This window comes from Streptococcus sp. 29892 (assembly GCF_032594935.1).
In the GTDB taxonomy this organism is placed as follows: Bacteria; Bacillota; Bacilli; order Lactobacillales; family Streptococcaceae; genus Streptococcus; species Streptococcus hyiners.
Genome location: NZ_CP118734.1, coordinates 1689928 through 1708595 on the forward strand (window position 1 = coordinate 1689928; position 18668 = coordinate 1708595).

The window sequence follows — 18668 nt, forward strand, 5'->3', positions numbered from 1 at the left end:
TATAAAAGTCAATATATTTACTAAAAATTTACTAATTTTACATTTTGTGCTATACTAGATACAAATATATAGGAGAATCCCATGGTTACCATTAAAGACATCGCTGAAAAGGCTCAATTATCATCTGCCACCATTTCCCGCGTACTCAAGAACGACCTGACCCTATCCGTCAGCCAAGAAACCCGCGATCGCATTTTCAACTTGGCACAGGACCTGGGCTACACCAAACACCTCAAAAAACAAGCACCCCAACAAAAAGGCACCATCGGCATTGTCCAATGGTACACTGAAAGCGAAGAGCTAGCCGACCTCTACTATTATTCCATCCGTGCCAGCATCGAGCAGACCGCCAGCTTACTCGGCTACCAAATCGTCCGCTCCTTCAACGACCTGACCAATCCCCTCATCCAAGAAGTGGACGGCATCATCGCGGTTGGCAAATTTTCTTCTGGGCAAATAGCAGAGCTAGCCAGCCTATCTTCCAAGCTGATTTTTGTGGATTCTGATACACTGACTGAGGGATTTTCCTGCATCACGACTGACTTTGAACACTCTGTTCAGACAGTTATTGACCACTTCCGTTCTCAAGGTCTGACAGGCATTGGCCTATTAGTTGGACAGGAAGAAACCACAGATGGTCACCAACTGCCAACAGATCCCCGCCTGACTGCCTTTCGTGACTACCTGAACACCTTGGGCATTCTCCAAGAAAATTATATCTACCAAGGAAAATTCTCCACCCAGTCAGGCTATGAGCTCATGAGCCAGGCTATCGAAGAATTGGGCAATCAACTGCCTTCTGCCTTCTTTATGGCAAATGATACCCTAGCTGTCGGTGCCCTGCGTGCTTTACAAGAGCGACAAATCGCAGTGCCAGAAAGAGTTCAACTCATCACCTTTAACGATACAGCCATCACCCGCCAGGTCTATCCTGCCCTGTCTTCCATCAGCGTCTTCACCGAGGAAATGGGCCAGGAAGCTATGCAACTGCTGGACCGTATCATTGCGAGTCCGACTCCCCACCATCCCCGTAAGATTAAACTAGGTACCCAGCTGGTTATACGGGAGAGTTCTTATTGAAAGCAAAAAACCGAGAGTTCTGATGAATTCTCGGTTTTCTTCTATTCATGTTAATCTAACAACTTAGCCAATTCCTGTGCCAAAAGTTGTTGTGCAACTTGCGGGTTGGCTTGTCCTTTAGTCGCTTTCATCAAGAAGCCTGTAAAGGCCTTATCAGCATTGCGTTTGCCAGACTTAAAGTCAGCTACAGCCACTTCATTATCCGCAAAGACTTGGTGGATAATCGGAATCAAGACCTCAGGGTCTGAAATCTGTACCAAACCAGCCTTCTCAACATAAGCCTTAGCAGAGCCACCTTCCTTAGCCAAGTGAACAAAGACTTTCTTGGCAATCTTAGATGAAATAGTGCCATCCGCAATCAAGGCTATCATTTCAACCAAGTTTTCTGGTGTCAAGGCGATTTGCTCAATAGTCTTACCTTCAGCATTGAGGAACTGAGCCACTTCGCCCTGCAACCAGTTGGACACTTGTTTAGCATCGCCACCTGCTGTCACTGCTGCTTCAAAGAAATCAGACAGAGCCTTGGTAGACGTCAATTGACCAGCATCGTAGGCGGTCAAGCCCAAGTTTTCCACATAGTGAGCACGGCGAGCCTTTGGAAAGACTGGCAATTCTGCACGCACTTCCTCAATCCAGCTATCATCAATCTCGTAGAGCGGTAGGTCTGGCTCAGGGAAGTAACGGTAGTCAGCTGAACCCTCCTTGACACGCATGAGAATGGTTTCCCCAGTAGATTCATCGTAACGGCGAGTTTCCTGCTGGATTTGACCACCTGAACGCAAGATTTTGGCCTGACGTTCTACTTCATGCTGCAAGCCCTTGCGCACATAGTTGAAGGAGTTGAGGTTTTTCAACTCAGTCTTGGTACCAAATTTTTCTTGACCATAGGGACGAAGAGAAATGTTGGCATCAACCCGCATAGAGCCTTCTTCCATCTTGACATCTGAAATGCCGGTGTACTGGATAATTTCCTTGAGCGCTGTCAGATAGGCATAGGCCTCCTCAGGCGATCGCATATCTGCTTCTGATACAATCTCAATCAATGGCACACCCTGACGGTTGAGGTCTACATAAGAATAGCCGTCTGTCCCGTGGGTATTCTTACCAGCATCCTCTTCCAAATGCGCACGCTCGATACGAATTTTCTTGGTTGAACCATCTTCTAGCTCAATCTCAATCCAGCCATTGTAGCCAATTGGCTCGTCAAACTGGGAAATCTGATAGGCCTTAGGGTTATCAGGATAGAAATAGTTCTTACGGTCAAAGTGCATGTCCTTGTGAATATCCATATTCAAGGCCAAGGCAGCCTTAATACCAGCATCCACAACACCCTTGTTAAGAACAGGCAGAACTCCAGGGAAAGACCAGTCAATTACGTTGGTATTGGCATTTGGGTCCTCACCAAAATGAGCAGATGAAGGTGAGAAAATTTTCGAGTTGGTATTCAACTCCACATGGACTTCTAGACCAATAATCGTTTCAAAGTTCATTAGTTAGCACCTCCAAAAATCACTGGTTGTTGCTTGTGGTAGTCTGTTGTCGCTTCAAAGGCAGCAGCCACTTGGTAGATAGTTTCTTCTGAATATTTTGGACCAATCAACTGCAAGCCAACTGGTAATCCTTCTACAAAACCAGCAGGAATCGAAATCCCTGGGAGACCTGCCAAGTTGACAGGAATGGTCAAAAGGTCCGCCAAGTACATAGCCACAGGGTCATGGTTGAGCGTGTCCAAACCAAAAGCAACTGTCGGAGCAGTTGGCCCCAAAATCAAATCATAGTTTGCAAAGACCTTTTCAAAATCTTGGATAATCAAGGTCCGCACCTGACCTGCCTTCTTGAAGTAGGCATCGTAGTAACCAGATGACAAGCTAAATGTACCTAACATAATACGACGTTTAACTTCCTCACCAAAACCTTGGCTACGGGTTTTCACGTAAATCTCATCCAAGTTTGTCGCATCTTCTGCACGGAAACCATAACGGATTCCGTCAAAACGTTGCAAGTTAGAAGAAGCCTCTGAGGATGCGATGATGTAGTAAACAGCAACACCGTACTTAGAATGTGGCAGGCTGACTTCCTCGATAATGGCCCCCAAGCCTTCCAAGTGCTTAGCCGCCTTGAGAATGGTTTCCTTGACCTGCGGATCAATCCCTTCGCCCATGTATTCTTTTGGAAGAGCAATCTTCATACCCTTGATGTCTTGACCAATCTTGCTAGTGAAGTCAGCGATTTCATTGATGGTTGATGTCGCATCTTTGACATCATGGCCAGAAATAACATTCAATAATTGAGCATTTTCCTTAACTGTCTGTGAAAATGGACCAATCTGGTCAAGAGATGAACCAAAGGCAATCAGACCAAAACGGGATACTGTTCCATAAGTTGGTTTCATCCCAACGATACCATTAAAGGCAGCTGGCTGACGAATCGAACCACCAGTGTCGGAACCCAATGACAAACGGACCTGCCCAGATGCAACTGCAGCTGCCGAACCACCTGAAGAACCACCAGGAACTTTTGTCTGGTCCCAAGCATTTTTAGTCGGTTTGAAGGCAGAGTTCTCATTAGAACCACCCATAGCAAACTCGTCCATGTTGGTTTTACCGACAACAATCATATCCTTAGCGTAGGCCTGAGCAACCGATGTCGCATCGAAAATCGGCTCGTAGTTATAGAGCATTTTTGAAGCAGCAGTGGTCAAAATCCCCTTCGTAGAGATATTGTCCTTGACTGCCAAGGGAATACCAGCCATGACATTGTCCGCATCGATTCCCTTTTCATCAAGGGCAGCAGCTTGCGCCAAGGCCGCATCTTCTGTGATAGTCAAGAAAGCATCCACTGCTCCCTCACGGCTTTTGATGTCTTCCAAAGTTGCCTTGGTCAACTCAACCGCAGAAATCTCCTTTTTGACAAGGAGGTCATGCAATTCATCAATGGTTTTATTGTTAAACGTCATTAGGCATCTCCTCCCCCGTCTAAAATAGCTGGTACCTTGATAAAGTTATCTTGGGCTTCAGGCACATTTTTAAAGAGCTCTTCACGGCTCTCACCTTTTTGGGCAATATCTGCTCGCAAGACATTCTTACGGTCAGCCATGGTTGTTGTCACCGCAACACCTGTCGTATCTACTTCATTGAGCAATTCAACCATATCGACAATCTTGCTCAAACTTGTCGCAAATTCCGCTGTTTCCTGGTCCGAAAATTCCAGCTTAGACAGCTTGGCAACATGACGGACTTCAGCTTCAGAAATCTTCATTCTTACTTTCCTCCTAATGGAAATCTATCTTCTCATTATACCATATTTCCAGCTCCACACAAAGGTAGATATTCCCTCCGATGGAAGCTTTTTTTCGGCAAAAAACCAGTCTAACGACTGGTTTCTAAACCCTAATCTATAATGGTCGCACCAAGCACATGGCGCAGATGGTTGAGAGCAAACTGATGACTCTCCTCCGTCAATGCGGCAATTGCAGAAGCCACGACCTCAATCCGATAGCCTTTATTGTAGGCATCAATAGCTGTATGCAGGACACAGATATCAGACAGGACACCTGTCAAGACTACCGTATCCACCCGACGTTCTCTCAAACGAACATCCAAATCCGTCCCAGAAAAGGCCGAATAATGTCGCTTGTCCATCCAACGAACACGCGCATGTTCCTTGTTTTCGCTATAAAAATCCGCCAAAGGACCGTACAAATCTCGCCCGTCTGTTCCCATGATATTGTGAGGTGGAAAGAGCTTGCTTTCAGGATGCAAGTCATCCCCCTCTTCATGACCATCAATGGCAAAAACGATATAGTCCCCATTTTCAAAGGCTTCCCTTGTCACCTGAGCAATCCGCTCAGCAATAGCCTGAGCAGGTTTCCCCGCGGTTAATTTGCCCTTGTCAGCCACAAAATCAACCGTATAATCAATCGAAATCAATGCTTTTGTCATCTTAGTAGTCACGTTTCTTAATTTCATCAAAGATAGCTGGAATGAGGACCTTCAAATAAGTTCCTTTCATCCCAAGCGAACGACTTTCAATAATCCCTGCACTCTCCAACTTGCGCAGGGCATTGACGATTACAGAGCGAGTAATGCCGATACGATCTGCAATAACAGAAGCCGTCAATTGACCTTCATTACCATTCAATTCGCCCAAAATAGCCGCAACTGCCTTCATTTCAGAATAGGAAAGAGTATTGACTGCCATATTCACCGCTGCACGACGACGAATATTTTTCTCATCCTCTTCCCGCTGGAAGTTAAGTAGTTGGATACCTACTACTGTTGCTGCAATCTCAACCAAAATCAAATCTTCTTCGTGGAATTGCTCCTCATTGCGCCAGATAATCAAGCTGCCAAAACGGATGCCCGTCACATGGATAGGAGCAATGGTGGTCAAACCATTCGGATAGATCGAACGAGATTCCACAGGAATAGCTGTCAGCTCACTCTCAACTGGCAAGTTAACCTGGGTATCATAGACCTGAGCAATCGATTTTACATATTCTTCTGGATACTGTTTGTTAATATAGAACTCTTCAACCCTGTCATTATTGGTCTTGTAGTTCATATGATAACCCAAAATCTCACCCTCACTATTGATAATGCAGGCGTTGCAATCAATTATATCAGATAAGTGCTCCGCGATGGCATTGTAAGGCAATTCTTCTGCCAATTGCTCTTCGGAACGTTTCAAAATAGAAGTAATATCCCGAGTTTTTTCTAATAATGTTGTCATATGTTCCTCTTTTTACTGTAATTACACTTATTATACCGAATTATTAGGCAAATTTCAACAATTATCAGAAAATTTACTATTTTTGAAATAGTACTTGCAATTTCAAGTAAGAAAAAGAGCTGATACTCTCAGCTCCACTCTTATCTACGGTATTGACGCAAGAAACGAGTCATTTTTTCCTGAATTTCTGCCAATTCGTCTACACGTGGCAGATAGACAATTCGGAAATGGTCTGGATCTTTCCAGTTGAAACCACGACCATGAACAAGCAAGACTTTTTCCTGTTTTAAGAAATCCAAGACAAACTGTTCATCATCGTCCACTCGGTACATATCGCGGTCAATCTTAGGAAAGACATATAATCCCGCCTTTGGCTTGACTGCTGATAAACCAGGAATATCATTGATAGCCTTGGTAATAAATTCTCGTTGTTCGTACAGACGACCACCTGGCATGAGTAGTTTGTCAACAGATTGAACACCACCCAAGGAAGTCTGAACAACTTGCTGAGCCAATACGTTTGAACACAAGCGCATATTGGACAACATATTCAAACCTTCGATGTAGCCTTTCACATGTTTCTTAGGTCCAGACAAGACCATCCAACCCACACGGAAACCACAGATACGATGGGATTTTGACAAACCATTCATGGTCACGACAAATAAGTCTGGTGCCAATGTCGCAATCGGAATATGAACCGCACCGTCAAAGACCATCCGATCATAAATCTCATCAGAGAAAATAATCAATTCATGTCTGCGGGCAATATCAATAATTCCCTCCAAAACCTCTTTGGGATAAAGAGCACCCGTTGGGTTGTTAGGGTTGATCAAGACAATGGCCTTGGTCCGTGACGTCACTTTGGCCTCCATATCGGCCAAGTCTGGATACCAATCCGCCGCCTCATCACAGACATAATGGACAGCCTTACCACCAGCCAAACTCACAGCTGCCGTCCAAAGTGGATAGTCAGGCATAGGTACCAAAACCTCATCCCCATTGTCTAGCAAGCCCTGCATAGACATAACAATCAGTTCACTGACACCATTACCGATATAAATATCTTCGATATCCACATTTGGAAACTTCTTCAATTGGCAATACTGCATAATCGCCTTACGGGCTGAAAAAATTCCCTTACTATCAGAATACCCTTCTGATTTGCGAGCATTGTGGATAAGGTCACGAATGACCTCGTCTGGAGCAGTAAAACCAAATTCAGCAGGATTTCCTGTATTCAGGCGTAAAATCTGCTCACCGTTGGCACGCATACGCATAGCTTCTTCCAAAACTGGTCCACGAATATCATAAGCTACATCATCTAATTTAGTTGATTTATTAAACTGTTTCATGTGTCGTTACCTCGACTTTCTTCTATTTTTCTATTTTACTTTAAAAGCAAAAAAAGCACAAGAATACCTTTACTTTTTCTTTAAAAAGACTTATAATATAAATGTAATAATAACCTATCATTCTAGAAATGAAGACTTGCTGAAAGGAGTGACTAGTATGACACAATCTTACAAGACCATCCTCGTAGCTGTCGATGGATCCACAGGTGCTGAATTAGCTCTGCACAAGGCAATCCACGTTGCCAAACGCAACCAGGCTCGATTGGTTATTGCCCATGTAATCGACACGCGGGCCCTTCACAATGTTGTTGCCTTTGATGCTTCTGTCTATGAAACATTAGAAAAAGAAGCGGAGCTATTGCTAGAAGAGTACAAACAAAGCGCTGTTGAGGCTGGATTGGCAGAAGTTCAGATCTATATCGAATTTGGTAATCCCAAGACCCTATTAGCAATAGATATTCCTAAAGAAACTGGTGCCGATCTCATGTTACTTGGGGCAACAGGTCTTAATGCCTTCGAACGCCTCCTTATCGGTTCTTCATCTGAATACATCATGCGCCACGCAAATATTGATTTACTCATCGTCCGCGATGGTGAAAAAAGCTTATAAAACAAGAAAAGACTTGAACTAGGCATCAAGTCTTTTCATCTGTCTTTCAAGCTCTTTAGCAATCTTTTTCTCCGGTGCAAACTTCTCTTCCCAGTCCTCTGGCTTTAGAATTTTGTGAGTAATCGGATCAAAATGCGCCCTACCATCTGGAAAAACTTTTCCCATATTGGCAGTATGCACCAAATCAAAAATAGGTGCTGGATCTACCCCCATTAAGACAAAAGAACCATAGGTAAAATACAAAATGTCCAAGAGAGCATCTGCCTGGTCCTGCAATGATCTACTAGCCGGACCCTTGCCTTTCACCTTTTCAACGGCCTTATCCAAGCCATCATGCAACTGATGAACATAGTCTTGGAAAGCCTCCTCACTTTCCGAAGAGGCATGCAAAAATTCTACTATCTCCTCAAGCTTAAAGCTAGAACGGTACAGCGCCATCTGCCCATCATATACCCTTGGGCTTTCCTGAGTATCCCCATCCATCAAGTCATGAAAAGCTTTCACACGATTAAAATTCTCATCTCTGCTCTGAAACATTGTTTTCCTCCAGTAAACCTAACTGAACGAATGCCTTATAAATACCATCGCGGTTGTTGCTATCTGTCACAAATGAGGCCACCTTACGCACTCTCTTAGTTCCATTTCCCATAGCCACCGAATGTTTAATGGCCTTTAACATTTCATAGTCATTATTCGAATCGCCAAAAGCCACAACTTCATCTAAACTAAAACGATATTTCTCAGCAACCTTTAAAATTCCAGATAGTTTTGAACTCCCCTTACTGATAATATCTGTTGCATAGGGGCTTGAACGAGTAAAAGACAAATCAGTAAATCTTGCTTCCAATTCCCTGGTTTCCCTCTCTGTTGTCAACATCATGAGCTGATAAATCGGTTGTGCCAAATAAGCCCTCAGGTTTGTCTGTCGCTGTGGTCGAACCAAGCGCACCAGACGATTAAAAATAAAATTCACCAAACCAGCAAACTTATCGGGAATAAGCCGACTAACACGGTAAGCAAAATTCCCTGTACCTGTTGACATAATCCCGCTACCAAAGACCCCTTTCGCAGTTCCAAGTGCCAAGTCCTTATGATGCCTCTGAGCATAATTCATCATAGCTTCTACCTGACTAGGGTCTAAAACACGACTATAGATCAGTTCCTCCCTAGAAAAAATGTACTGACCATTGTAGGTAATGGCTAAATCCAAACCCAGACTAGCCATATATTGCAATACAAATCGAGGGTCACGCCCAGTTGCTAAGCCAACTAAAATCCCCTTTGCTTTCAAAGAGTTAATAGCAAGAATAGTCGACTTACTAACCGTACGATTATCAGTCAATAATGTCCCATCGATATCAAAAAATACAGCCTTAATCGCCAACCATCTCACCAACTTTCTCAGAATTGTGTTACAATTAGTATATCACATTTTGAAAGAAACAGAAAATTTATGAAAAAAATTCTCGCCTTACACACAGGTGGAACTATTTCCATGCAAGCCGACCAAGACGGTCACGTAGCAAGCAGTCAAATCAATCCGATGACACAAATCGACACCCCCATTGAAGAAATTCAAGTCACATCCGTCGATTTTCTCAATGTCCCAAGCCCTCATATCCGTTTGGAACACATGATGGCTCTCTATCAAAAAATCAAGACTGAGCAAGACAACTTTGATGGTTTTGTCATTACACATGGCACCGATACACTGGAAGAAACAGCCTATTTCCTTGATACCATGGCTATTCCGAAAAAACCAATCGTATTAACTGGAGCCATGCGTTCATCCAATGAGTTAGGTAGCGACGGAGTTTACAACTATCGAACAGCCCTGCGGGTCGCAGCTGATGAAAAATCAGCAGACAAAGGTATCTTGGTTGTCATGAATGATGAAATTCATGCCGCAAAATATGTTACCAAGACCCATACAACCAACGTTTCTACCTTCCAAACACCAACCCATGGACCTCTTGGACTGGTTACCAAACGTGAAATTCTCTATTTTAAAACGGCAGAACCTCGTGTCCGATTTGACTTATCACATATCTCTGGAACAGTTCCAATTCTCAAAGCCTATGCAGATATGGACTCTGTTCTCCTTGATTCACTCTCACATTCAGCCATTTCAGGCTTAGTCATCGAAGCCCTTGGAGCAGGAAACCTCCCACCGACCATCCTTCCTGCTATCCAAAACCTTCTCACTCAAAACATCCCCATCGTCCTAGTTTCTCGTTGTTTCAATGGAATAGCAGAACCTGTTTATGCCTATCAGGGCGGTGGCATTCAGCTAGAACAAGACGGTATCCTTTTTGTCAAAGAATTGAATGCACAAAAAGCTCGACTGAAACTACTAATTGCCCTCAACGCAGGCTTGAAAGGACAGGCTTTAGCTGATTATATCCAAGGATAAACCTCACATATACTTCAAAAGACCGGCATACTTGCTCGGTCTTTTTCATCCCTAATCTAATTCTTCTCTATCCTTCAAATGATTTAACAATACGGACCAGTTGGGATCTTTCTGCCAATTTTCTTCACTGACAATCTGACTTGCAACCCGTCTAGCTTCCTCCAAAATCGGATAATCTTCCACAATATTAGCCACTTGAAATTCTGGCAAACCTGATTGCCGAGTTCCAAAAATTTCACCAGACCCACGCATTTTTAAATCCGCTTCAGCCAGTATAAATCCGTCTGTGGTTTCAGTCATAATCTTCATCCGTTCTTTACCTGACTCCGTTTTGGGATTGGCAACTAAAACAGCATAAGACTGCTTATGACCACGCCCAACACGACCTCGTAACTGATGTAGCTGACTTAAACCAAAACGGTCAGCATCCATAATAACCATTACAGTTGCATTGGGCACATTGACTCCAACTTCTATAACAGTTGTCGACACCAAAATATCTGACTTCCTGTCCTTAAAAGCCTGCATAATCGCATCTTTTTCGTCATTCTTCATCTTCCCATGCAACAAATCAACCGTAACTTGACTTCCAAAATGTGCTTGTAACTCAGCTTGCAAGTCAATGGCATTCTTCAAATCCAAGGCTTCAGACTCTTCGATTAGGGGAGAAATAAAATAGACCTGAGCCCCACTCCTAAGCTCCTTCTCAAGCCACTCTAAAACAGTCGGCAATTGCTGATGCTTAACCCAACGAGTAATAATCGGCTTGCGACCAGCAGGCAGTTGATTAATGATTGACACATCCATATCGCCAAAGGCAGTAATAGCCAAAGTCCTTGGAATAGGGGTCGCAGTCATCATCAGCACATCAGGATTATCCCCTTTTTCTCGGAACAAACGCCTTTGCTTGACACCAAAACGATGTTGCTCATCCGTCACAACTAGTCCCAGTTGATGATAAGACACACTCTCTTGAATCAGAGCATGCGTCCCAACAATCACATCTACCCGTCCATCAGAAATAGCTTCCAATGCTGTTCTACGTTCCGCTACCTTCATACCACCCGTCAAAAGTGCAATAGATAAATCTGGAAAAAGCTGCCGCAAACTCTGATAATGCTGTTCTGCTAAAATTTCCGTTGGCACCATAATCGCAGCCTGCATACCAGCCGAAACAGCCGCAAACATGGCTAATCCAGCAACCACCGTCTTACCAGAACCAACATCCCCTTGTAATAAACGATTCATATGACTAGGCGACTGCATATCAGCCAAAATTTCCGACAAGACATTGGCCTGGGCAGCCGTCAATTCAAAAGGCAATTTCTCAATCTGTCGATTAACTGTATTCAAATCATACTCAATCATCAAACCATTGGAAACATCTCGATTACCAGCTTTTAAGAGTTGCAACTGCAACTGGAAATAAAATAATTCCTCAAATTTAATCCGTCGCAGAGCTTGCCTGTATTCTTCCAAATTTGTCGGAAAATGCATAGCCAAAACGGCCTGTCTACGATTTAAAAGGCGGTATTTCTCCAACAAAACGATTGGTAAATTCTCTTCCAAGAGCTCCAAATAGCCTTGATCAACAGCCGCTTTTATAGCCTTGACCAAGTTCGCTTGAGAAATTCCTTGAGCCACATGGTAAACAGGCTGCAAATCTTCAGACACCTGAGCTAACACCTTCATGCCAGTCAAACTAGCTTTGGCCTTATCCCACTTACCCCAAATCGCAACTTGCTGCCCCATTACAATCTTATCAGCTAAGTAAGGCTGATTGAAAAAAGAAACAGAAACCACTACCTCACCCTGCTTAATCGAAAACCGTAGCCGATTTCTCTTGTAACCATAATACTGCACATTTGCTGGAGATACCACATGACCGACCACTACAGCCTTTTCCCCATCCTGCAAATCCAATATTGACTTGCTTTCAAAGTCCTCGTACCGAAAAGGATAATAAGTTAATAGCTGACCAATCGTCTCAAGGTCTAATTTCAAAAATTTCTCTGCTGATTTTGGTCCAATCCCAGGCAAAACTGATAAATAATCTGACAAACTTTTCATAATTTAATTATATAATAAAACTCAATTAGATAACAAAAAAAGGGCTACTGCCCTTCCATATAGTCCGTACGGGATTCGAACCCGTGTTACCGCCGTGAAAAGGCGGTGTCTTAACCCCTTGACCAACGGACCATATAACTAAAGATTTCTCTTTACTCCGCCAACAGGGCTCGAACCTGTGACATCATGATTAACAGTCATGCGCTCTACCAACTGAGCTATGGCGGAATTTCGCTAAGCGACTACCGTATCTCACAGGGGGCAACCCCCAACTACTTCAGGCGTTCTAGGGCTTAACTGCTGTGTTCGGCATGGGTACAGGTGTATCTCCTAGGCTATCGTCACTTAACTATTGAGTCTTGTCAACTCAAAATTGAATATCTACATTCTATCAAGAAAAACCAACGCTGTCAATATTGACTCTAGTTTATTTTTTGGATAAGTCCTCGAGCGATTAGTATTGGTCCGCTACATGTGTCGCCACACTTCCACTTCCAACCTATCTACCTGATCATCTCTCAGGGCTCTTACTAACATAATGTTATGGGAAATCTCATCTTGAGGTGGGTTTCACACTTAGATGCTTTCAGCGTTTATCCCGTCCCTACATAGCTACCCAGCGATGCCTTTGGCAAGACAACTGGTACACCAGCGGTAAGTCCACTCTGGTCCTCTCGTACTAGGAGCAGATCCTCTCAAATTTCCTACGCCCGCGACGGATAGGGACCGAACTGTCTCACGACGTTCTGAACCCAGCTCGCGTGCCGCTTTAATGGGCGAACAGCCCAACCCTTGGGACCGACTACAGCCCCAGGATGCGACGAGCCGACATCGAGGTGCCAAACCTCCCCGTCGATGTGAACTCTTGGGGGAGATAAGCCTGTTATCCCCAGGGTAGCTTTTATCCGTTGAGCGATGGCCCTTCCATACGGAACCACCGGATCACTAAGCCCGACTTTCGTCCCTGCTCGAGTTGTAGCTCTCGCAGTCAAGCTCCCTTATACCTTTACACTCTGCGAATGATTTCCAACCATTCTGAGGGAACCTTTGGGCGCCTCCGTTACCTTTTAGGAGGCGACCGCCCCAGTCAAACTGCCCGTCAGACACTGTCTCCGTAGATGATAAACCTACCGGGTTAGAGTAGCCATAACACAAGGGTAGTATCCCAACAGCGCCTCTGTCGAAACTGGCGTCCCGACTTCTTAGGCTCCTACCTATCCTGTACATGTGGTACAGATACTCAATATCAAACTGCAGTAAAGCTCCATGGGGTCTTTCCGTCCTGTCGCGGGTAACCTGCATCTTCACAGGTACTAAAATTTCACCGAGTCTCTCGTTGAGACAGTGCCCAAATCATTACGCCTTTCGTGCGGGTCGGAACTTACCCGACAAGGAATTTCGCTACCTTAGGACCGTTATAGTTACGGCCGCCGTTTACTGGGGCTTCAATTCAGATCTTCGCTTGCGCTAAACCCTCCTCTTAACCTTCCAGCACCGGGCAGGCGTCACCCCCTATACATCATCTTACGATTTAGCAGAGAGCTGTGTTTTTGATAAACAGTTGCTTGGGCCTATTCACTGCGGCTGACTTAAAGTCAGCACCCCTTCTCCCGAAGTTACGGGGTCATTTTGCCGAGTTCCTTAACGAGAGTTCTCTCGCTCACCTGAGGCTACTCGCCTCGACTACCTGTGTCGGTTTGCGGTACGGGTAGAGTATGATACATCGCTAGAAGATTTTCTCGGCAGTGTGACGTCACTAACTTCGCTACTAAACTTCGCTCCCCATCACAGCTCAATGTTACAGATACAAGCATTTGACTCATATCACACCTCACTGCTTAGACGGGCACTTCCAATCGCCCGCTTTAGTTAGCCTACTGCGTCCCTCCATCACTTCATACTCTAGTACAGGAATATCAACCTGTTGTCCATCGGATACACCTTTCGGTCTCTCCTTAGGTCCCGACTAACCCAGGGCGGACGAGCCTTCCCCTGGAAACCTTAGTCTTACGGTGGATGGGATTCTCACCCATCTTTCGCTACTCATACCGGCATTCTCACTTCTATGCGTTCCAGCACTCCTCACGGTATACCTTCTTCACACATAGAACGCTCTCCTACCATAACACCTAAGTGTTATCCACAGCTTCGGTAAATTGTTTTAGCCCCGGTACATTTTCGGCGCAGGGTCACTCGACTAGTGAGCTATTACGCACTCTTTGAATGAATAGCTGCTTCTAAGCTAACATCCTAGTTGTCTGTGCAACCCCACATCCTTTTCCACTTAACAATTATTTTGGGACCTTAGCTGGTGGTCTGGGCTGTTTCCCTTTCGACTACGGATCTTAGCACTCGCAGTCTGACTGCCGACCATAAATCTTTGGCATTCGGAGTTTATCTGAAATCAGTAAACCGAGATGGCCCCCTCATCCAAACAGTGCTCTACCTCCAAGATTCTTAATGTCGACGCTAGCCCTAAAGCTATTTCGGAGAGAACCAGCTATCTCCAAGTTCGTTTGGAATTTCTCCGCTACCCACAAGTCATCCAAGCACTTTTCAACGTGCCCTGGTTCGGTCCTCCAGTGCGTCTTACCGCACCTTCAACCTGCTCATGGGTAGGTCACATGGTTTCGGGTCTACGTCATGATACTAATGCGCCCTATTCAGACTCGGTTTCCCTACGGCTCCGTCTCTTCAACTTAACCTCGCATCATAACGTAACTCGCCGGTTCATTCTACAAAAGGCACGCTCTCACCCATTAACGGGCTCGAACTTGTTGTAGGCACACGGTTTCAGGTTCTATTTCACTCCCCTTCCGGGGTACTTTTCACCTTTCCCTCACGGTACTGGTTCACTATCGGTCACTAGAGAGTATTTAGGGTTGGGAGATGGTCCTCCCGGATTCCGACGAGATTTCGCGTGTCTCGCCGTACTCAGGATACTGCTAGGTATAAAGACTATTTCAAATACGAGGCTATTACTCTCTTTGGCCTACCTTCCCAGGTAGTTCTTCTATACTCTTTAAGTCCACATTGCAGTCCTACAACCCCGAAGAGTAAACTCTTCGGTTTGCCCTCCTGCCGTTTCGCTCGCCGCTACTAAGGCAATCGCTTTTGCTTTCTCTTCCTGCAGTTACTTAGATGTTTCAGTTCACTGCGTCTTCCTCTACACTACCTTAACAGTAGTGAGTGACAGGCATTACCTGCCGGGTTCCCCCATTCGGACACCCCTGGATCATTGCTTACTTACAGCTCCCCAAGGCATTTCGTCGTTAGTCACGTCCTTCATCGGCTTCTAGTGCCAAGGCATCCACCGTGCGCCCTTATTAACTTAACCTTATTAACCTAATTTTTTCAAAAATTAGAAAACTCATTAAATATTCACAGCGTTTTCGGTTTATTTTCTTGTTACTATTTCTTAATGTATCCTTGCAGATACATCAGGAATGTTTGATAGATATTCAATTTTCAATGGACAATTCCTTAACAACTTCCGTTGTTAATGGAGCCTAGCGGGATCGAACCGCTGACCTCCTGCGTGCAAAGCAGGCGCTCTCCCAGCTGAGCTAAGGCCCCACAAGACCTCTCAAAATTAAAGAAGATTAACGTACAGGTTCCGTTTCCTTAGAAAGGAGGTGATCCAGCCGCACCTTCCGATACGGCTACCTTGTTACGACTTCACCCCAATCATCTATCCCACCTTAGGCGGCTGGCTCCTAAAAGGTTACCTCACCGACTTCGGGTGTTACAAACTCTCGTGGTGTGACGGGCGGTGTGTACAAGGCCCGGGAACGTATTCACCGCGGCGTGCTGATCCGCGATTACTAGCGATTCCGACTTCATGTAGGCGAGTTGCAGCCTACAATCCGAACTGAGACTGGCTTTAAGAGATTAGCTTGTCGTCACCGACTTGCGACTCGTTGTACCAGCCATTGTAGCACGTGTGTAGCCCAGGTCATAAGGGGCATGATGATTTGACGTCATCCCCACCTTCCTCCGGTTTATTACCGGCAGTCTCGCTAGAGTGCCCAACTGAATGATGGCAACTAACAATAGGGGTTGCGCTCGTTGCGGGACTTAACCCAACATCTCACGACACGAGCTGACGACAACCATGCACCACCTGTCACCAGTGCTCCGAAGAGAAACCCTATCTCTAGGGCGGTCACTGGGATGTCAAGACCTGGTAAGGTTCTTCGCGTTGCTTCGAATTAAACCACATGCTCCACCGCTTGTGCGGGCCCCCGTCAATTCCTTTGAGTTTCAACCTTGCGGTCGTACTCCCCAGGCGGAGTGCTTAATGCGTTAGCTGCGGCACTGAGTCCCGGAAAGGACCCAACACCTAGCACTCATCGTTTACGGCGTGGACTACCAGGGTATCTAATCCTGTTCGCTCCCCACGCTTTCGAGCCTCAGCGTCAGTTACAGACCAGAGAGCCGCTTTCGCCACCGGTGTTCCTCCATATATCTACGCATTTCACCGCTACACATGGAATTCCACTCTCCCCTTCTGCACTCAAGTTTGACAGTTTCCAAAGCGTACTATGGTTAAGCCACAGCCTTTTACTTCAGACTTATCAAACCGCCTGCGCTCGCTTTACGCCCAATAAATCCGGACAACGCTTGGGACCTACGTATTACCGCGGCTGCTGGCACGTAGTTAGCCGTCCCTTTCTGGTAAGATACCGTCACTGTGTGAACTTTCCACTCTCACACACGTTCTTCTCTTACAACAGAGCTTTACGATCCGAAAACCTTCTTCACTCACGCGGCGTTGCTCGGTCAGGGTTCCCCCCATTGCCGAAGATTCCCTACTGCTGCCTCCCGTAGGAGTCTGGGCCGTGTCTCAGTCCCAGTGTGGCCGATCACCCTCTCAGGTCGGCTATGTATCGAAGCCTTGGTGAGCCGTTACCCCACCAACTAGCTAATACAACGCAGGTCCATCTCATAGTGAAGCAATTGCTCCTTTCAAGTATCTACCATGCGGTAAATACTGTTATGCGGTATTAGCTATCGTTTCCAATAGTTATCCCCCGCTATGAGGCAGGTTACCTACGCGTTACTCACCCGTTCGCGACTCACTTATCTCGGTGAAGCAAGCTCCGGTGAAATAAGTGCGTTCCACTTGCATGTATTAGGCACGCCGCCAGCGTTCGTCCTGAGCCAGGATCAAACTCTCATTAAAAGTTTTGATTCAAACTCAAGCTATCACTAGCTTTCCGTTTTATTGTTTTTTGTTCATTGACGATTTATCCTTAGATAAATCACCCTGCACGTTTGGTTCGTCTTCTTTAATTTTCAAAGGCCTTGTTCATCATCACTCTCTTGCGACAACTATCTTAGTTTATCATTTCTTCAACTGCTTGTCAACTCTTTTTTGAAACTTTTTTTAATTTCTTCAGAATCAACAGAGACGAAGATTTGACAACCCATTCATTCTATCATCTTCTTATCTACTTGTCAACTCTTTTTTGAAAATTTTTTCATTTCTTTCTGTCAACACGTCCTCAAAAGACAACTCAGTTATTCTATCATCGCTGTGAGAGATTGTCAAGAACTTATTATGCAGAGATTTCCTTCTAACTATCTTATACGAAGTACTTCTTATAATCTACCGCTTCTTGGTTTTGTTGTCATATACAATCAAAACCACCAGTCGAACTGGTGGTTTGTTCTGCGGCTATAAGCCGCTTGTTCCGGCCAGGGCCAAAGGCCCACTGAAATAGCTTCCTCGCGCACCACTTTCCCGAGCAGGTGCTAAAGCACCATCAGTTTTTTTCCTGTTGCTTTCCCATGTAAATGGGTCAACCGTTTCAAACAAAGTGAGCTGGTCCGCTACCCTGTCTTCTTATAATTGGTTTTGTATGTATTCTGCTATCACTTTTTGATTGCGTCCTACCGTATCCACATAGTAGCCTCTGCACCAAAACTTTCTATTCCCATACCTATATTTTAGATTGGCATGTTTGTCGAAAATCATTAAACTACTCTTACCTTTTAAATAGCCCATAAAACTGGAAACACTCATTTTGGGTGGAATGCTAACTAACATGTGAATATGATCAGGGCAGGCATTAGCTTCAGGGATAGTGACTCCTTTTCGCTCACACAAATCTCGGATAATCTTTCCGATACTGACCTTATACTTGCCGTAAATGATTTGACGACGATATTTAGGCGCAAAAACTAGATGATATTTACAATTCCAGCGAGTATGTGATAAACTTTCATTATCCTCTCTCATGAGGTACCTCCTATTTGATTTGATGTAGTGGCGGGGAAACCACTTCTATCTTATCACTTTGGGAGGATTTTTTAATACCTCGCTAGAAGCTCTACTGAACCACTAGCATAGCTAGTGGTTTTCAGGGGACAAAAAAGTCGCTAGACTATTCTAGCGACTTTCTTA

At 44.9% G+C, this 18668-nt stretch carries 10 protein-coding genes, 3 tRNA genes, 3 rRNA genes and 2 pseudogenes; 3 read left to right on the forward strand and 15 right to left on the reverse strand.

The annotated features are described in order from the left end of the window. The first annotated feature begins 81 nt into the window (after positions 1-81). Positions 82-1080, forward strand: coding sequence for a LacI family DNA-binding transcriptional regulator (locus tag PW220_RS08460; RefSeq protein ID WP_248053960.1), 999 nt, complete (start codon positions 82-84; stop codon positions 1078-1080). Positions 1081-1130: 50 nt separating this feature from the next. Here the strand turns inward: PW220_RS08460 and gatB are convergent, their stop codons facing one another. From gatB to PW220_RS08490, 6 genes are all read right to left on the reverse strand, one after another. Next, complete coding sequence (gene gatB / locus PW220_RS08465) at positions 1131-2570, reverse strand: Asp-tRNA(Asn)/Glu-tRNA(Gln) amidotransferase subunit GatB (protein ID WP_248053959.1); 1440 nt, start codon at positions 2568-2570, stop codon at positions 1131-1133. After that, the gene (gatA, locus tag PW220_RS08470; protein ID WP_248053958.1) at positions 2570-4036 is read right to left on the reverse strand and encodes an Asp-tRNA(Asn)/Glu-tRNA(Gln) amidotransferase subunit GatA; all 1467 of its coding nucleotides are present in this window, start codon (positions 4034-4036) and stop codon (positions 2570-2572) included. The genes gatB and gatA overlap by 1 nt, the downstream gene beginning before the upstream one ends. After that, positions 4036-4338, reverse strand: coding sequence for an Asp-tRNA(Asn)/Glu-tRNA(Gln) amidotransferase subunit GatC (gene gatC, locus PW220_RS08475; RefSeq protein WP_024380028.1), 303 nt, complete (start codon positions 4336-4338; stop codon positions 4036-4038). Before gatC ends, gatA begins: the two co-directional genes overlap by 1 nt. A gap of 131 nt (positions 4339-4469) precedes the next feature. Beyond that, positions 4470-5021, reverse strand: a complete 552-nt coding sequence (locus PW220_RS08480; RefSeq protein ID WP_248053957.1) for a cysteine hydrolase family protein — start codon at positions 5019-5021, stop codon at positions 4470-4472. Position 5022: 1 nt separating this feature from the next. Next, a complete protein-coding gene (gene codY / locus PW220_RS08485; protein ID WP_105118588.1) occupies positions 5023-5811 on the reverse strand; it encodes a GTP-sensing pleiotropic transcriptional regulator CodY in 789 nt (262 codons plus the stop codon). 140 nt (positions 5812-5951) lie between these two features. Then, positions 5952-7166 (reverse strand): pyridoxal phosphate-dependent aminotransferase, encoded by a 1215-nt coding sequence (locus tag PW220_RS08490; RefSeq protein ID WP_105118589.1) that lies wholly within the window; start codon positions 7164-7166, stop codon positions 5952-5954. A 157-nt stretch (positions 7167-7323) separates the two neighbouring features. Here PW220_RS08490 and PW220_RS08495 point away from each other — a divergent pair, with 157 nt between their 5' ends. Continuing rightward, positions 7324-7776: a universal stress protein gene (locus PW220_RS08495; protein ID WP_105124447.1), complete on the forward strand. Its 453-nt coding sequence runs from the start codon at positions 7324-7326 to the stop codon at positions 7774-7776. A gap of 18 nt (positions 7777-7794) precedes the next feature. Here the strand turns inward: PW220_RS08495 and PW220_RS08500 are convergent. After that, positions 7795-9160: pseudogene (locus tag PW220_RS08500) on the reverse strand (Cof-type HAD-IIB family hydrolase). Positions 9161-9229: 69 nt separating this feature from the next. Here PW220_RS08500 and PW220_RS08505 point away from each other — a divergent pair. Further along, the gene (locus PW220_RS08505) at positions 9230-10189 is read left to right on the forward strand and encodes an asparaginase (protein WP_248053956.1); all 960 of its coding nucleotides are present in this window, start codon (positions 9230-9232) and stop codon (positions 10187-10189) included. Between the two features lie 51 nt (positions 10190-10240). On the opposite strand, the gene recG is transcribed toward PW220_RS08505, so the two are convergent. From recG to tnpA, 8 genes and pseudogenes are all read right to left on the reverse strand, one after another. Beyond that, positions 10241-12259, reverse strand: coding sequence for an ATP-dependent DNA helicase RecG (gene recG, locus PW220_RS08510; protein WP_248053955.1), 2019 nt, complete (start codon positions 12257-12259; stop codon positions 10241-10243). A gap of 60 nt (positions 12260-12319) precedes the next feature. Continuing rightward, positions 12320-12391, reverse strand: a tRNA-Glu gene (locus tag PW220_RS08515). 23 nt (positions 12392-12414) lie between these two features. Next, positions 12415-12487, reverse strand: a tRNA-Asn gene (locus tag PW220_RS08520). Between the two features lie 5 nt (positions 12488-12492). Next, a 5S ribosomal RNA gene (rrf, locus tag PW220_RS08525) occupies positions 12493-12608 on the reverse strand. An 85-nt stretch (positions 12609-12693) separates the two neighbouring features. Beyond that, positions 12694-15596 (reverse strand): 23S ribosomal RNA (locus PW220_RS08530). A 166-nt stretch (positions 15597-15762) separates the two neighbouring features. Beyond that, positions 15763-15835, reverse strand: a tRNA-Ala gene (locus tag PW220_RS08535). Positions 15836-15887: 52 nt separating this feature from the next. After that, positions 15888-17444: ribosomal RNA gene (locus tag PW220_RS08540) — 16S ribosomal RNA — on the reverse strand. Together the 16S, 23S and 5S rRNA genes with 3 tRNA genes alongside form the textbook arrangement of a ribosomal RNA operon. Positions 17445-18032: 588 nt before the next feature. Further along, positions 18033-18503, reverse strand: a pseudogene (gene tnpA / locus PW220_RS08545) (IS200/IS605 family transposase); the annotation flags it as partial. Positions 18504-18668: the final 165 nt, after the last annotated feature.

Excerpts from the sequence above, each read along its gene's own strand:
- PW220_RS08495 (WP_105124447.1), top strand. The coding sequence starts at position 7,324 with ATGACACAATCTTACAAGACCATCCTCGTAGCTGTCGATGGATCCACA.
- recG (WP_248053955.1), bottom strand. The coding sequence starts at position 12,259 with ATGAAAAGTTTGTCAGATTATTTATCAGTTTTGCCTGGGATTGGACCA.
- PW220_RS08505 (WP_248053956.1), top strand. The coding sequence starts at position 9,230 with ATGAAAAAAATTCTCGCCTTACACACAGGTGGAACTATTTCCATGCAA.
- gatB (WP_248053959.1), bottom strand. The coding sequence starts at position 2,570 with ATGAACTTTGAAACGATTATTGGTCTAGAAGTCCATGTGGAGTTGAAT.
- gatC (WP_024380028.1), bottom strand. The coding sequence starts at position 4,338 with ATGAAGATTTCTGAAGCTGAAGTCCGTCATGTTGCCAAGCTGTCTAAG.
- PW220_RS08480 (WP_248053957.1), bottom strand. The coding sequence starts at position 5,021 with ATGACAAAAGCATTGATTTCGATTGATTATACGGTTGATTTTGTGGCT.
- PW220_RS08460 (WP_248053960.1), top strand. The coding sequence starts at position 82 with ATGGTTACCATTAAAGACATCGCTGAAAAGGCTCAATTATCATCTGCC.
- PW220_RS08490 (WP_105118589.1), bottom strand. The coding sequence starts at position 7,166 with ATGAAACAGTTTAATAAATCAACTAAATTAGATGATGTAGCTTATGAT.
- gatA (WP_248053958.1), bottom strand. The coding sequence starts at position 4,036 with ATGACGTTTAACAATAAAACCATTGATGAATTGCATGACCTCCTTGTC.
- codY (WP_105118588.1), bottom strand. The coding sequence starts at position 5,811 with ATGACAACATTATTAGAAAAAACTCGGGATATTACTTCTATTTTGAAA.